This is a genomic window from Dokdonia sp. Asnod1-B02 (assembly GCF_045063955.1).
Classification (GTDB): Bacteria; Bacteroidota; Bacteroidia; order Flavobacteriales; family Flavobacteriaceae; genus Dokdonia.
On record NZ_JBEFNW010000002.1, the window covers coordinates 2,440,514 to 2,456,645 of the forward strand.

The following is a 16,132-nucleotide window of genomic DNA, read 5'->3' on the forward strand; positions in this document are numbered from 1 at the left end:
AAGTTCACAATCCCCCGTTGAGACTTTCTAACGAATAATTACAACTTAATCTGTAACGTCGTGTAAAAAGTAACCGGTTCTGCTGGTATAATCCCAGGGCCAGGATATCCTGTAGCACGTCTCGTGAAGTAAGACTCATCTAGTGCGTTATTTAATCCAGCCTCTAGTTTAAAACGCTTCCAAGTATATGCCGCCGAAATATCTAGCACTCCGTATGAAGGTATTGTTCCCTCTATACCACGCTGATTGTCATTTACATCTTGTGGAGCATTTGATGCGTCTGTAAATTGCTCTGTAAGGTATGTGTACTGCACACTTCCTGTGAAGTTTTTATATCCAAAATTTACCCCAGTTTTAAAGTTTACATCTGGAATAAACTCTACTTCATTACCCTCTACACCATTTGCATCAGAGCTTAAATATTCTGAACTTGTAAGCGCTAGGTTTGTAAAGAGCTTAAGTTTATAATCTGATTGATCTTCAAAAAATGTGTTTTTTATATTCCAATCGGTAAAAAATTCTAGGCCGTAAATAAATGCATCTCCTATATTGCCACGACGTCTCTTTATACTATTATCTGTATCTTCAAAAAGCACTTCCCCTAAGCGGTCATCATATCGCACACCAAACAAACTAAAGTCGTAAGCAAACTTATTATCTATGCGACCTCTAGCACCTAAGTCAACGGTAAATCCCTCCTCATCAGTTATATTTTCATCAACTACAAATGATGGATTTGTAATTCTAATATCATTAAATGTAACAGAACGATAATTCTGGCTAAAGTTCCCGTACAATTCAACTGCTGGAGATAGATCATATGTTACGCCTGCACCTAATAGTAAAAAATCACGGTCAAAAACTCTATTATCTGCTATATCCTCATTTACAAGTAAATTACCCGCTAGGTCAACAACTACATTATTAAAAGAGCCTGCACTCTCCGTTTTGATTTGCTCATATCTAAAACCTGGAGTTATAGAAAGTCTGTCTGTAACATTAAAGATGTTTTCTCCAAAAATAGCTAGGTTTCTATTAGGAAAATCAAATTCCGCTTGACGTTCATAATTAGGAAACTGCTCTGTAGCAAAACTAAAATCTGCATCTGCAGCCGTAGTTCCAGGACCTTGCTGCTGACTGTTACTTGCATCGTAATACTTGCTTCCTATCAAGAAAACAGCATCCTTCTCTCCTATCTTATATCTCGTAAGCAAGCGTGCCTCTGCTCCCCAGTTTGTAAAGTTGTCCACAAGAAGTTCTCTAGGCTCTTCTAAATCATCTGGCTGTGATACTCTATTGGTTCTAAAACCTACTGCACTACGTTGTGCGTCTAGTCCAAACACATTTAAACTAAAATCTGTTTTATTACTAAAGGCGTGATCTAGGCGTAAAGAATATACTTTCCAGTCTACATCAAACCAGTTACGATCACGGTTACTAAAGTTAGGATCCTCTATAAATTGAGCGTCTGTGAGACCTCCAGCCTGTTTGGCTAGATAATTAAACAAGGTTAATTCTCCAGTTATTTTAGTATTCTCACTTAACTGGTATGCTGCGTGCGCAAAGTAATTACGGCTATTAAACTGAGAATTTGGCCTCCATCCATCTCCTTCTTTATAATTGAAGTAGGTGTAATAACTGAATTTCCCCACCGTACCACTTAAACTATTAAAGGAAGTAAGCAACTCATAAGAACCTGCAGTTTGTCTTGATATCAATTCGATTTTCTTGTCTTTTACTGGCTCTCTGAATTTAAAATTTATCAATCCACCAAACTGTGTTCCATATTGCAATGATGCAGCACCACGTACTACTTGAATTTCTTTAAGAGCCTCTGCCGGTGGCGTGTAGTAACTTTCTGGATATCCAAGAACGTCTGCACTTATATCATAGTTATTCTGTCTAATATTAAAGTTGGCAGAGCGGTTAGGATCTAGACCACGACCACCTATATTAAGTTGCAATCCAGCATCTCCGTTTTCATAAATGTTGAGCCCTACGACCTGACTATAGATCTGTCTAGGTGCATTTGCTGCTAGGTTTGCCGTAAGTTGGTCTACAAGCACCACTTCACTCTTTTTACCAGCATAAATTGCTGTTCCCTCTACTTTTTTAAGTGAGCGTAAAGCAAAAATCTTCTCGCGACGACTAGTAAGCACCACTTCAGAAAGTGATTCTCCTAGCTCTTGAAGTGTATAATTCTTAGTGACATTGCTTGTAATATTAACTTGATCTTCTACAAGCTCATAAGCAAAGCCAAAAACAACTACAGCATAGTTTCCAGATGGCACATTCTCAAATGAAAAAGCCCCAGAAGCATTTGTGGTAACTACCATATTTGCCTGGCGCACATAGACCTCAACCTCAGGAATACCAGCACCTGTGGCGTCTGTTACTTTACCTGAAAATGTAAATTGTGCACTCGTAGACAGCGCACATAAAATCAATAATAACGTACTATAAACCTTTAATTTCATCTGTAAATGGTATAATCCAATTTTTATGAGCAAAAGAATCTTCTATTTGCGCGAGATCCACTTTAGGATCAACATAAGCGGTACTTAACCTTCCATTGAGAGCAACATAAGACTCAACGTAGACTTCTACCTCTTGATGACCTTGCCCCTCAAAATGGTCGCGAAGATAGTGAGCATATTCTAAAATAAAGTCTGGTTGGAAGCTCATTTGCTTTTCTTGCAGTGGCGTTAAGAAATCTGTGTTATCTACATAAAATCGCTTTCCGCTCACACCGTCTACTATTTTAAATTGTGCATACCCAGATTTCTCCATAAGCATCACTCTCCATGAAAATCTGTAACCTTCTTCTGTCCAGAATAACTCCCCAGGATACGCTAGGTAACGCCATGGCAAAAGTAGTTGGATTACAAAAAATACTACAACAATAACTAAAGAAGTCTTTGCTAGATTAGGATTTTTAGGTATAAAACGCTCTGTAGTTTCTAATAACTGTTGTGGGTATTTTACCGCTTTCGCGAAAGCATAAATAATCTTTTTATGAAAACCTGCATCAAAGAAAATCAATGCGCTCACTATCATCACATACGGAAACATCCCGATAGGAAATAGTACTCGTGTTAGTACATGGAAAATAATAACCATGATAAATGCGTAAGTCCTAGACTTACGCCAGAGCAGAAAAAATGGAATAAATAAATCATATCCCGCTCCAAACCAACTAAAGGCATAATGCACCCATTCTTGACCCAACAAATCGCCTATAAACGGAATATCAAACTTAGAAGGTAACCAGATTTTAAGCGGCATTGCTTTTACAAGCCAGTCGCTATTAAGTTTTGCTAGGCCAGCATACACATACACTATCCCCAGCAGTAGTTTGATACTATCAATTGTCCAGCGAGGCACAAACTGGATGGGTGTAGCTGTACGCTTTCGCGAAAGCTGTAATGCATCAATCGAAAAATAAGAGCCAGCTGGTATGAAAATCATCAGGAAACTAAGCATGCTGATGAAGTAGTAGTGATTGAGATACATGGTTTTATCCATGAGCTCTATATACGTGAAACTCAGAAAGAAGACAATGATTGCCGAACGGTATTTATAACCTATGGTTATCATGATCGTACTCAACACACATATCGCAAATAATAAGTAGGTATAATTCCCAAAAGGACGCACCCACTCAAAACCATAAAATGTAAAATGGAAGGATGGCGTAATGTAAAATTTTTCAATCCACCCGTAACTCCAGAATCTGATGAGACTGGCTAGCATGAGCAACCCAAAAGACACACGAAAGACCGCTAGTGGTGCGGCCTCTCTTTGTGTATTTAAATATCTTTTGACTTGCTGTATCATCTAAGATCTAATCTCCGTCTGCATCTGCAAAATCAATACTAATGCTCATCGCGCTTACCATATCTACTTTAAGAAGTGGTACAAGACGTTGTACTTCATTATAAGACTCTAAGAATGTAGAAGGAGGATTTTGAGAAAGTTCGCTTTCAAAACTACCTAAAGCCGTTACAGAAGCACGTGCAACATCAAACTGATTATTAATAATCGAACTTAAAAATATATCACCTTCAATAGCGTTAAGCTCATCTAGGTATGATGATAAGCTTTCGCCTTGAGCGCTAGTATTATAAGCTGTTCCATTAAAGAAGTCTTGAGTTGCATCTAGACCTACTAAGAATAATTCTTTAGAAAGGTTACCTGCATACAGTGCTTCTAGATTGCCAACTTCTACATTACCAGAAAATACGCCTCCAGGAATTCCCATTTTACCAGCACGTAAGAACTTCTCATAATAGAATATGTAATCATTTACAAAACGATCTGTAGACGCCGTCGCCGAAGCTCCATCGTTTTCTATAAATGCAGCTCTGTAAGAACCTTGCCACTCGCTTAATACTGATGCTGTAAGTTGCTTCATATCTGCAACTACATCATTAAGATATTGCTTGTAAGCTGCTCCTTCTGTTCCATTATAAACTGCAAGAATTGTAGTCTCGTCTGCTCCTAGACCGTATAATAAGTAATCGATTGCTGGAAAACCTTTGGCAGAGCGGTTAGATGAAAGTCCGAAATCATAAGAACCGTTATCAATGTTACTCTCTATGGTAGTAACATTTGCTGGGTAAATATTTACATTAAGACGTAGGTTCACCGTTTCGGCTGGGCCTATTTCAAACATAGAAACTCGTTGCCATGTTTTGTAAGCGTCTAACCATGCGGCACGCACTGCGGTAAGATCACTAGCATCTGCAGTAAATGCTGCTGTTGCGCTTTCTAGCGTATTTACCTTTGCACTAAAGTCTACATAACCTGGCACAATAATATTATCTGCCCAGTTAGTAAGCATCGCGCTACGATCAAAGTTACCTGTGTTATCTGTTCCACTATCGTCTGTTGTAATGGTTGTATCATCACTACCACATGCATAAAAGAACAAAGCAATTGCTATAATTCCAAAAATCTTTTTCATAGTTAATTCTTCTTTTTACCACCAAAAGGGAGCCAATGGGCTCCCTGTTAATAGGTGTTATTTCTTATTAGCTTCCTGCCTGCTCTAATGTGAAGTCAAAACGATCTATTATCGTAGTTGATATCAAATCAAGGGTTGCTGGTGTAACTTCCCAAAGTCCGTTACCAGCTGTAAGTTGGCTTACGATTCCTTGTACTTCTTCTCTAGATAAGTATGGTGCATCTGTATCAGGGTTACGTGTAAATTGTAAACTATATACAAATCCAAAACCTTCTGATAGATCATGAAATGCAGTCCCAAAATTACCTGCCTCTATTGCATTTTTACCTTGTTGTAAGTAGTAAACTGCACGAATACCTACTACCTCAGAGATTTTTGTTCTTAAGATTTCTGCTTGCTCATCTCTTAATTCGTAATCCTTTGCAACGATTGCTGCACGACCTAGTTTAAAAGCATCAAAAACATCTTGAGCGATACCTGCAAAGTCTTCATCTCCTTCTACACGACCTAAATATCTGTTTAAAAAGAAATCATCTGTACCTATAGTAGCATTTGCATTTGCTGGATCTGCACTGTTACCAAAAAGGTAACCGAAAGCCTCATCCCACTTGTGCTCCATGTCTGTATAAACTGCTCCTTCTACAAGTACATCTGTATCATTATCTGCTACATTAGTACCAGCGTCTAGTACGTTTGTACCTAAGTAATTGTTAAGCATTTGATCTACCATAAGTGATCCTATAAGACTCTTTGCAACTACTTGGTTATATTCAAAACCATTTGCTGCAACGTAGCGAGTGCTTTCTCCATCTGCTATTTGACCAGCAACACCTATAGAAGCTTGTGTATTTTGAGCTGGAAATACTTCATTTATTTGTGTTGTGAAGTGTGACTCTATATATGCTTTGATTTCAGCAGAGGCTGCTGCATTTGTAGAAAAGTAATCTGTAGATGCAGCTACTTTGCTTTTTACACTCTTGTCAGACGCATTTAAATCTGCATCCTCAAAAGGGTTGTTCTCATTTGCAAACATGTCTGTTAATGATGCTATAGATGCATTATCAAAATCACTCATCTCGCTCACAATTTCTTGTGCCATTGCGATGCGTGTTGTTTGTCCTGAGAAGCTTACAGTGCTTTCTCCATTTCTTTCAAAAGAATAAGTTGCTGGTGCAACTACTTCAATTTCTTGTTCGATTACTGGGCTATCGTCATCTTCACATGATGTAAAGGCGATTGTCGTAATTGCTAATGCTATTGGTAAGAAGTTTTTCATTTTTATTTAGACTTAATATAAATAGTGAATTTGTTTACGACGGCAAAAATAATAGTCATTTCTCGTTCTCGCAAGCTTATTTAGAATAAATAAGAATAAGAATGTGTTAAAATTGATTTTTGCTAGTTTTACTGTACCACCATCTCGCTCTGTATCTGGGTTCGAGCTTCTTTTGCCCAATTTTCTAAAAGCTCTTTTTCTTCGTCAGTTAAGTCTCCATGAAGGAGTGTATATGATTTTAAAGGCATTTCTCCCTCTTCTACTTCTTCTATAAGCTCATCTAGTTTATGGTCTTTTTTCTTGAGGGAATAGTTATTCCACTCTTCCACATCAAAATGTCTTTTACCATCTTCAATGTGATCGTTAACCCAATAAGATAAAGGTGCTATATCTGCATACCAAGGATATGTGGTTACACCACTATGACAATCATAACAATTGTTGCTGAATATCGCTCTCACCTCTGCAGGCATATTAGTTTCTGTTTCAAATGCATCTATAGCGAGATAATTACCTTCTTGCTTATCTGGTCTAATAAATTGAATAACTACAAGCGCAATAAGTGCAATGATTAAAAAGTATCGAAGAATCTTCATAATATGGTTGTTTGTATTATGCGGCAAAAATAATACGTAGTTGAAAAAGAGACAACCTTATCTTTAATTATTCTAAATAAGTTTAAGGATAATAAAGTTCACTTAACATACGCTTTCGCGAAAGCATAAAAAAACCCCTTATCCATACAGATAAGAGGTTTCATAATTATTGAAGAATATAATTAACGTCTTCTTGAGTTTTTATTTCTGCTATCAGAACTTTTACTTCCTCCAGTACTTTTTCCTCGTGCTCCACCATTACGTGAGTTACGACGTCCTTGCTGGTGTCTTGCTTTATTTTCGGCAGCTTCTTTTTTGATCTGCGCTAGTGTATCTGTTGGCTGAAAACCTTCTAATACTTCGCTATGTAGCTTTTCTCCTAAGAGTTTTTCTATTCCTCTTACGTATTCTACCTCATCTACACCTACTAGTGATATTGCTTGACCACTTGCTCCTGCCCTACCTGTACGACCTATACGGTGTACATAATCTTCTGGCACATTAGGAAGCTCATAGTTAATTACATAAGGTAATAATGGAATATCAAGGCCACGAGCTGCGATATCTGTAGCTACAAGTACGCGAACTTTTCCACTCTTAAAACCAGCAAGTGCTTTCACTCTTGCGTTTTGTGTCTTATTACCGTGTATTGCTGCAGATGAGATTCCGTCTTTTTCAAGTTTTTCAGAAAGTCTATTTGCACCGTGCTTTGTTCTTGTAAATACAAGTACTTGATCCCAGTTTCCTTCTCTTATAAATTTGATAAGCATTTCTGTTTTACGAGACTTATCTACTCTATAAGATTTTTGATCTACTTTCTCTGCAGTAGTGTTTTCTGGTGTTGCTTCTACTAATACAGGATTAGTAAGAATGCTACTAGCAAACTTCTTAATGTCTGTATTAAAGGTTGCACTAAAAAGGAGGTTCTGCCTTTTCGCCGGAACCATTTTTAGTACTTTTTTAATATCGTGTATAAAGCCCATATCAAGCATACGGTCTGCTTCATCAAGTACTAGAAACTCTACATCAGAAAGGCTTAATAAACCTTGGTTTTGTAAATCTAATAATCTACCAGGAGTGGCAACTAGAATATCTACGCCTTGACGTAAGGTGCGTACTTGTGGGTTTTGGTTCACTCCTCCAAAGATGACCATAGATTTAATATCTACATACTTACTGTACTCTAATACATTCTCTTGTATTTGTGCAGCAAGTTCTCTTGTAGGCGTAAGCACAAGTGCTCTTATCTTACGGCGTCCTTGTCTTGGGTTATTTATGAGCCTATGGATCATAGGCAATGTGAATCCAGCAGTTTTTCCTGTTCCTGTTTGTGCACTTGCAAGAACATCTTTGCCTTGAAGTACTACTGGGATTGCTTTTTGTTGAATAGGTGATGGCGTTGTATAGCCTTTTTCGCTCACAGCTTTGAGCAGGGCATCAGAGAGCCCTAAAGATTTAAATGACATATAAAGGTTTTGTGAAATGACCTATATGTAGTCACTTCCTTAAAGCGCGAAGGTAGGGCTTATTTAATTAGTTACTCCGCTATTAGCAAAGTGTTGTGACTATATGCCTTCTTTACACAAAACGATTTGCACGTCACTAGCGTTTCCAGAATTTTAAACGCTTTTTAAGTCGTTTCTTTTTATAAAATGCTTCTTGGAAGTTTTGTACCGCTGCTAGCATGGCATCAAATACTTTTTTCTCATTATCACCACTCTCTGCTGCATAAGCACCAGCCATTACTGCAATATCCTCTGGACGTGGAGATAAACGTGCAAAATTATTCATACGCGTCTCAAAATCCATAGGGCCAAATTTCATCCTATTAAGATCGACCAAGTAAAAATCATAGCCTTTATCTGTGATAACAATGAGCGTATTACCTAGAGAGTGATCAAGAAAGTGTATTCCCTTTTCATGTAAACTATACGTAAACCTTGCAAAAGCACTTAGTATATCTTTATTCCCTAAGTAAGGAGATGCTTCACATAACTCTCTATACGTAAGATCATAGTTGAGATGATTACTCACATAAAAACTTTGCCCAAATAACACTCCTTCTTCTTCAAAATAAGCAATGGGTTGTGGTGTAAGAATCCCGTTTTCTAAAAGCTTATGAGCATACTCAAAAGATCTCGCTGCTTTTGAGCTGCGCAGATATTTGTAAGCTATTCTATTAACAAGATTAGGAACCTTAAAAGACTTCACATTAATCACCCTTCCTCCTACTTCAAAAAGCTTTAAAGAATTGCGCTTGCGCTCATCAAACTTCTTACCCGAAGTATCAAAATCTGTGATACACTGCTTGATTGCTTCTGTATCACCCTTAAATTTTTTTGAGAAAACTATGTTCACAGATATGAGTTAGTTAAGATGGCATTTAATGTCGTTGCGTTAGAAATTCATAAGAAGTCGCTCTTACGATTACAGTCGCTTACTATAAAACATCAATACATTATATCCCGCAAATATATAAAATTGCTATCCTTCCCTTTACAAAGTGCCTTAGAGTATACTAATAAAAAAAGAATAGGTTATTTTTGCAGTTAAATTTATTTGATGAAACAAGAACACGACGCAGCACTAGCCGTTTTAAAAAGAGGTGGCCTTATTCTTTACCCTACAGATACTGTATGGGGAATAGGTTGTGATGCTACAAACCCAGATGCCGTAGATAAAGTATATGCACTTAAAAAGCGCGCAGAGAGTAAATCTCTTATCTGTCTTGTAAGTGATTTTAAAATGCTTAACCAGTATATTGAAAATATTCCTGAGGTAGCATATGACATACTTAAATATGCCGCAAAGCCTACCACAATCATCTATGATGATCCTATACGTGTGGCTACTAATGTGATTGCACCAGATAACAGCACTGCCTTTAGAGTATGTCGTAATCAGTTTTGTAACTTTTTACTTAAAAAGTTTAGAAAACCTATCGTTTCTACAAGCGCAAATGTAACTGGAAAGCCTACTCCTCAAAGTTTTAGTGAGATTTCTCAAGAAATTATAGACGGTGTAGATTATGTAGTGAATTTAGATCGTGATCGCACATCAACTAAACCTAGCGCAATTATAAAACTTACAGAAGATGGTAAAGTAACCATCATTAGAGAATAATTCATTTAAGTATCTACTTTTAATTAAGTAAGCCTATCTCTATTTTTATAAAAATATGCTTGGCATGATCTCGCTTTCGCGAAAATGTGCCAAATCCACACCTTTACCTCTATTTAAATTCTAGTAATGAATCTAAAGAACGCACTCTCCCTTCCTATCTTTAACACCATTTCTAATGCCGCAGATGCACTCGAACTAGAAACCTACGTTATAGGTGGATTTGTGCGTGATTACCTTTTAAAACGTAATAAAGAAGTAAAAGATGTTGACGTTGTAGCTGTGGGTAGTGGTATTGCACTTGCTCGTAAAGTATCGCAAATTTTACCAAACAAACCTAAAGTTCAAGTATTTAAAACATACGGCACTGCTATGTTACGCTCTGGTAATATGGATATTGAGTTTGTAGGTGCTCGTAAAGAATCTTATGCTACAGACAGTCGTAATCCCGTAGTAGAAGATGGCACACTAGAAGATGACCAAAACCGTCGTGACTTTACTATAAACGCACTAGCTATTAAGCTCAATGATAACGGTTATGGCGATGTGATTGATCCCTTTGACGGAATAAGCGATCTTGAACGTAAGATTATAAGAACGCCCTTAGATCCAGATATCACATACAGTGACGACCCACTTCGTATGATGCGTGCAATCCGTTTTGCTTCACAGCTAGACTTTATGATTGAGCGCACGTCGCTAGAGTCTATCACTAGAAATGCAGAGCGCATTAAGATTATCACAAACGAGCGCATTGTAGATGAGCTTAATAAAATAATGTTGAGCCCTACTCCTTCTAAAGGTTTTTTACTGTTGGAAAAAACAGGACTACTCCCATATATCTTACCGGAGCTTATGGCTTTGAAAGGTATAGATGAGATAGAAGGACAAAAACATAAAGATAACTTTTACCACACGCTAGAAGTAGTAGATAACATCTCAGAACATACCGATGATCTCTGGCTACGCTGGGCTGCATTGCTACATGATATAGGAAAGGCGCCAACGAAGAAGTTTTCAAAAAAAGTAGGCTGGACCTTTCATGGGCACGAGTTTGTAGGCTCAAAAATGGTCTACAAACTATTTAAACGTCTCAAAATGCCATTAAATGACAAAATGAGATTTGTCCAAAAAATGGTACTTATGAGTTCGCGACCTATCGTTATCTCAGAAGATCATGTGACAGATAGCGCTGTAAGAAGGCTCATTTTTGACGCAGGAGATCACATTGAAGATCTCATGACGCTATGTGAAGCAGACATCACCACAAAGAACCCAAAACGCTTTAAGAGGTACCACAACAATTTTAAAGTAGTACGTGAGAAAATGAAAGAGGTTGAAGAGCGTGACCACGTGCGCAACTTTCAGCCGCCAGTTTCTGGAGAGGAAATCATGGAAGCTTTTAATCTTAAGCCAGGTCGTGAGATAGGGATACTTAAGGAAGCAATTAAAGAAGCTATCTTAGAAGGTGAAATCCCAAATGAAAAGGAAGCTGCCCTTGCTTTTATGATCAAAAAAGCAAAAGATATAAAACTCATTAAATAGAGAATGTCTTCATCCAACTAAAAAGCCCTTAGCATATCGTAGATATACTAAGGGCTTTTTAATGATAGTTAGTTAAGCTATTAACCTATCTCACAAGTCTTGTGACTTCCATCACAGTATGGAGGATTCTTTGTCATCTTACAGTTACATAAGTATGCTGTTCCTGTCTTTTCTGCTTCAAAACGTAAGCTAGGCGTACTTTCTGCTCCTTTATGTCCTCCGTCGCAAAAAGGTTGCTTCTCAGAGTGACCACAAGTACACCATGAATATTTCTTTCCTTCTTCTAGCTCTACAGCTATTGGTGCAATACCTGCTACTTTTTTATTGTCTTCCATAATTTATTTGATAATCACCTCAAAAGCTGGTGATGATTTATATTTTTAATTTGTAGCGACCTCAACTGTTTCTTCGTTATCGCCTATTACTTCACTACTTTTCTGGAACATACCAATTGTATAGTCAAGTAACTCTTTATCTCCTCTACCGCCATGCCCTGGAATCACTTGTACTACTTTTGGATAATGGCTTTGTAACCTTGTTACTGTATTTGACCACTCATCAAGATTTGCATCTGCGAGATTTCCTTTTGTTCCATCTAGCGGCTTGATCATACAACCACCTAATAAAATATCTGATGCTCTTATGTATGCAATAGAATTATCATCACTATGAGCAGGACCCAGATATTGCATAACTATAAAATTTTCGGCTATTTGTATGCTGTCTTTTTGTGAGAAAGGATTGCTAATAGCTATAGAATCTTTGGCTAGCAATGCTGCTGTTTCAGCAGAAGCGTAGGTGGGTATTTTTGCTTTCGCGAAAGCGTTAATACCACCAGCACCATCTATATGGGAGTGACTCACTTGCACCCCTTTTATAGTTGCCTTTAAGTCTTCTTGTACAAATGTGATAAGCTGCTCAGAAAGCGTATCATTAAGAGGTGTGTCAAAAATAAAAGCTTCGCTTCCTTCTACACGTATGTAACCATTACAAGGAATAAAACCACCATAACTATCTTTTAGATAAGATACATGTATGTAATCTTGCTCTGATAATTTTATGATCTCCAAAGATCTTACATATGGTTCTGGATCATACTTACTATTATCAAAACAGGAGTTTAATAGTAGTACGGCTAGACAGATCCCTAACATCTGTAGTAGTCGACACATTTTTTTACTTATTTACGTTTATTTCTTTTGTTGTAGTTCTTATCTCCCCTAGTCTTAGGTTTCTTATATTTTTGGGCTATTTCCCTTCTATAAGCACCACCTAAATTGACCTTAGAGTTCTTTTCACTTTTATCATGAAAAGCAGGCCCTGGAGCATCGTCATCATTTTTATTCCATCGATGCGGATTAAAAATTTCTTTTGCTTCTGGGCGTTCCTCTGGAGTTAGTTCTTTAGAAATCGCGACATCTTCTGGCAATGGTTGAATAGCAACCTTCACTCCCATTAATGCTTCTATTTCTGCTAGGTATTCATCCTCTTCTGGAGTACTAAAAACAATAGAAACTCCTTCTTTTTGAGCACGACCTGTACGACCTATTCTGTGGAGGTAATTTTCTGGAAAACGTGGCGTGTTGATGTTAATTACATGTGTAATATCATCTATATCAAGACCACGTGCCATTACATCTGTAGCTACCATCATACGTACCTTCCCTTTTGCAAAGGATTTAATACTATTGATACGGTAGTTTTGCGTTTTATTTGAGTGTATAAGATCTACATCACCCGGAAAAGCCTCTTCTAATTTTGAATAAAGCCTGTCTGCCATACGTTTATCACGTACAAATAACAGCACCTTAGGATACTTATTTGAAAAAGCAAGTTCTTCTAATAGGAAGTTTACTTTCGTATAAAAGTTAGGCATTTTATAACCTATCTGTGTAATGTTTTCCAGCGGTGTACCACTTTTTGCAACCTTAATAAATTGAGGCGCGCTAAAGTAATCTTTTATAAGTGCATCTACATCCTCTGTCATCGTTGCACTAAACATGATATGCTGGCGACGCTTAGGTAGAATATCAAAAATATTCATGAGCTGTGGTCTAAAACCTAGATCTAGCATCACATCTACCTCATCAATCACCACTTTCTGGATACTCTTGAGTTGTAATACTCTACTCACCGCAAGGTCATAAAGCCTTCCTGGAGTAGCAACCACAATATCTTGCCCTTGAGCAATAAGTGCTTTTTGAGTATTAATATTTGCACCTCCATATACACCAGCAACGCGCACATCAATGTACGTTGTAAGCTTTTCTAGCTCACTTACCACTTGCAGCACTAATTCTCTTGTAGGGACAAGGATAAGCACACGCGGATTCTCTTGACGAGAATATGGAAGTGTTCTAAGTATAGGAAGTAAGTACGCGTAGGTTTTACCCGTACCAGTTTGTGCAATCCCAACCACATCTCCACCAGACATAACTGGAGCGAGTGCATCCACCTGTATAGGAGTAGGTTGAGTGAATCCCATATCGTCTAGGGCATTCCACAAAAATTTATCGAGATTGAGGTCTTTAAAAGTCATAGCTATAAACGCGAAAATACCTCTTTTTTAAAGATTGACAGTACTTTAGAGCGTATTATCGGCTTAAAAGTATATCATTTGTGGGTATTACCTCTTTTTAGAATTTGGTCACACAAGAAATAATCAGCAATCTTCTTTTGGGATAGAATTTTCAGAACTATACTAAGTCTCAATAATGAAACTTTAACACATAAAAAAAGCACTCACGATGATGTGAGCGCTTTGGTGTATGTACGCTTTCGCGAAAGCGAGATCTTATAAATCCCTCTTCTTAAGTAAGGCAAGACTCGCATAAATAAATATGAATATCCATATAGATACAATGGCAATCTCATGGAAATATACCGTGTAATCTGAAAGCACATCTGCCTGAATTTGATTTGCTGCAGACTGTACTACGTTTAATCTTGTAATAGGTTGTTCTATAAGATTACTCATAGACTCTAGCGGTAAGAACTGTGTTACATTACTGCGTAAACCTTCCATGTCATACTTCTCTTGAAAGAACAAGCACACTAATTGCACTACGCCTTCAAAGAAATACCACATAAGAAGAAATCCTAACGCAAAAGCCGAACGCTTTATAAGTATCCCTAAAAAGAGACAAAATGAAAAGAATGCAACTAGCTTGATAAAAAATGCTAGTAAGTACTCCATATCAGAAAAAACGATAGATGCCTCTGTAAAATCTGAAAATGCAAAGCCTAAAATAAGACTCATTACTGCTACAAATATGGTAGACACTGCCGAAAACACAACAACTGTAAGAAACTTAGAGAGTATAAACTCCTTCTTGCTTAATCCATCAATAAGGTTTTGCTTGAGTGTTCTATTACTATATTCATTTGCCGTCATGGAGACAATCACCACGGCAAGAAAGAACTTAAGTATTGCCGCAACATAGGTATTAAAATGCCAGATATATGGGAAATTAAAAATACCCTGATCTGCCAGGCGAAACTCGGCTCCAAAAAGATTAAACTTTATAGAAGCGAGCAATGCTATTGCCGAGAGTAAAATGAAATAGCCAATTATGAGTACTCGAGACGTTTTACTGTGCTTGAGTTTATGATATTCTATGGTAAGTAGTCGTAACATCTGGTTGGTTAGTTTTTAGTTAATTCAAGGAATTGCTCTTCAAGGCTTTCTTTACGCTTCACTAGGTGCGTAAGTACAATTCCTTGCTGGTGTAGTTGAGTATTTAACGTTTTCGCGTCAAGCGGATTCGTTAAGAACCCCGTGAGAAGATCATCTTTTATACTCACTTCTCCAAAGTCTGAATGACTCTCTAAATACGTTTTTAATAGCGCAAGATTATCAGAACGTAGCTCAAAAAATCCGTGACTTGCATTCATGGCATCTACACGTCCAGCATAAAGTTTTACTCCTTTACGTAAGATCACGACATGCGTACACACTTTTTCTACCTCGTCTAGTAAGTGAGAAGCTAAGAGAATGGTAGTTCCCCCTGCTGCAATGTTTTTTATAATCTCTCTTATCTGGTGTATTCCCTGAGGATCTAAACCATTAGTAGGTTCGTCAAGAATTAAAATCTCTGGATCATTAAGCAATGCAGAAGCAATAGCAAGACGCTGTTTCATCCCAAGAGAATACGTACTGAACTTGCTGTGCATACGATCTAGCAGACCTACGATAGTAAGTTTTTCTTGAATTTTATCTGGTGAGACATCTTTAATCTTACAAACTAAAGCAAGATTTTGTGCCGCTGTCATGTATGGGTAAAAATTAGGACGCTCTATAATAGCTCCTACTTTCTTTAAGGCATTGTGTGTAGTATCTGTCCCGTCAAACCAGTGAAAAGTTCCTGCCGTGGGGTTTACTACATTAAGCACCATTCCTAAGGTAGTAGATTTACCACTTCCGTTAGGTCCTAGAATTCCGTACACGTTTCCTTTTTCTATCGTAAACGAGAGATCATTTACCGCCTTCACATGGCCGTAATGCTTCGTGAGATTGTTAATTGTTAAAATAGTTTCCAATATCTTGGTTGTTTTTTGATTGCTAGTGTTTACAAGACGTCTGTCTCCGGTATTTGTTACAAGCCTTTAGTATCTTTACTAAAAAGCATA

14 protein-coding genes are annotated in these 16,132 nt (G+C 37.5%); 2 read left to right on the forward strand and 12 right to left on the reverse strand.

Annotated elements, in window-relative coordinates; translation table 11 throughout:
• Positions 1-38: 38 nt before the first annotated feature.
• From ACJJVU_RS11065 to ACJJVU_RS11095, 7 genes are all read right to left on the reverse strand, one after another.
• The gene (locus ACJJVU_RS11065; RefSeq protein ID WP_405225331.1) at positions 39-2,477 is read right to left on the reverse strand and encodes a TonB-dependent receptor domain-containing protein; all 2,439 of its coding nucleotides are present in this window, start codon (positions 2,475-2,477) and stop codon (positions 39-41) included.
• A complete protein-coding gene (locus tag ACJJVU_RS11070) occupies positions 2,458-3,837 on the reverse strand; it encodes an HTTM domain-containing protein (RefSeq protein ID WP_405225334.1) in 1,380 nt (459 codons plus the stop codon). Before ACJJVU_RS11070 ends, ACJJVU_RS11065 begins: the two co-directional genes overlap by 20 nt.
• Positions 3,838-3,844: 7 nt before the next feature.
• Positions 3,845-4,966, reverse strand: a complete 1,122-nt coding sequence (locus ACJJVU_RS11075) for an imelysin family protein (protein WP_405225337.1) — start codon at positions 4,964-4,966, stop codon at positions 3,845-3,847.
• 67 nt (positions 4,967-5,033) lie between these two features.
• The gene (locus ACJJVU_RS11080) at positions 5,034-6,242 is read right to left on the reverse strand and encodes a DUF4856 domain-containing protein (protein WP_405225340.1); all 1,209 of its coding nucleotides are present in this window, start codon (positions 6,240-6,242) and stop codon (positions 5,034-5,036) included.
• A 128-nt stretch (positions 6,243-6,370) separates the two neighbouring features.
• A complete protein-coding gene (locus tag ACJJVU_RS11085; RefSeq protein WP_405225343.1) occupies positions 6,371-6,838 on the reverse strand; it encodes a heme-binding domain-containing protein in 468 nt (155 codons plus the stop codon).
• A gap of 182 nt (positions 6,839-7,020) precedes the next feature.
• Positions 7,021-8,304, reverse strand: a complete 1,284-nt coding sequence (locus ACJJVU_RS11090; RefSeq protein WP_298324281.1) for a DEAD/DEAH box helicase — start codon at positions 8,302-8,304, stop codon at positions 7,021-7,023.
• A 136-nt stretch (positions 8,305-8,440) separates the two neighbouring features.
• Positions 8,441-9,196: a Kdo domain containing protein gene (locus tag ACJJVU_RS11095; RefSeq protein WP_405225346.1), complete on the reverse strand. Its 756-nt coding sequence runs from the start codon at positions 9,194-9,196 to the stop codon at positions 8,441-8,443.
• 204 nt (positions 9,197-9,400) lie between these two features.
• Here ACJJVU_RS11095 and ACJJVU_RS11100 point away from each other — a divergent pair, with 204 nt between their 5' ends.
• Both ACJJVU_RS11100 and ACJJVU_RS11105 read left to right on the forward strand, forming a co-directional pair.
• Positions 9,401-9,961 (forward strand): L-threonylcarbamoyladenylate synthase, encoded by a 561-nt coding sequence (locus ACJJVU_RS11100; RefSeq protein ID WP_298324276.1) that lies wholly within the window; start codon positions 9,401-9,403, stop codon positions 9,959-9,961.
• Between the two features lie 126 nt (positions 9,962-10,087).
• Complete coding sequence (locus tag ACJJVU_RS11105; protein WP_405225349.1) at positions 10,088-11,503, forward strand: CCA tRNA nucleotidyltransferase; 1,416 nt, start codon at positions 10,088-10,090, stop codon at positions 11,501-11,503.
• Between the two features lie 80 nt (positions 11,504-11,583).
• Here the strand turns inward: ACJJVU_RS11105 and ACJJVU_RS11110 are convergent, their stop codons facing one another.
• The 5 genes from ACJJVU_RS11110 to ACJJVU_RS11130 all read right to left on the reverse strand — a co-directional run bounded on the left by ACJJVU_RS11110 (position 11,584) and on the right by ACJJVU_RS11130 (position 16,042).
• On the reverse strand, positions 11,584-11,838 hold the full coding sequence (locus tag ACJJVU_RS11110) for a CDGSH iron-sulfur domain-containing protein (RefSeq protein ID WP_339845033.1): 255 nt from the start codon (positions 11,836-11,838) through the stop codon (positions 11,584-11,586).
• A 45-nt stretch (positions 11,839-11,883) separates the two neighbouring features.
• Complete coding sequence (locus ACJJVU_RS11115; RefSeq protein ID WP_405225353.1) at positions 11,884-12,675, reverse strand: MBL fold metallo-hydrolase; 792 nt, start codon at positions 12,673-12,675, stop codon at positions 11,884-11,886.
• 8 nt (positions 12,676-12,683) lie between these two features.
• Positions 12,684-14,042, reverse strand: a complete 1,359-nt coding sequence (locus ACJJVU_RS11120) for a DEAD/DEAH box helicase (protein WP_298324264.1) — start codon at positions 14,040-14,042, stop codon at positions 12,684-12,686.
• Between the two features lie 255 nt (positions 14,043-14,297).
• Positions 14,298-15,140: an ABC transporter permease gene (locus tag ACJJVU_RS11125; RefSeq protein WP_405225357.1), complete on the reverse strand. Its 843-nt coding sequence runs from the start codon at positions 15,138-15,140 to the stop codon at positions 14,298-14,300.
• 8 nt (positions 15,141-15,148) lie between these two features.
• Positions 15,149-16,042, reverse strand: coding sequence for an ABC transporter ATP-binding protein (locus tag ACJJVU_RS11130; protein WP_013752452.1), 894 nt, complete (start codon positions 16,040-16,042; stop codon positions 15,149-15,151).
• Positions 16,043-16,132 lie beyond the last annotated feature (90 nt).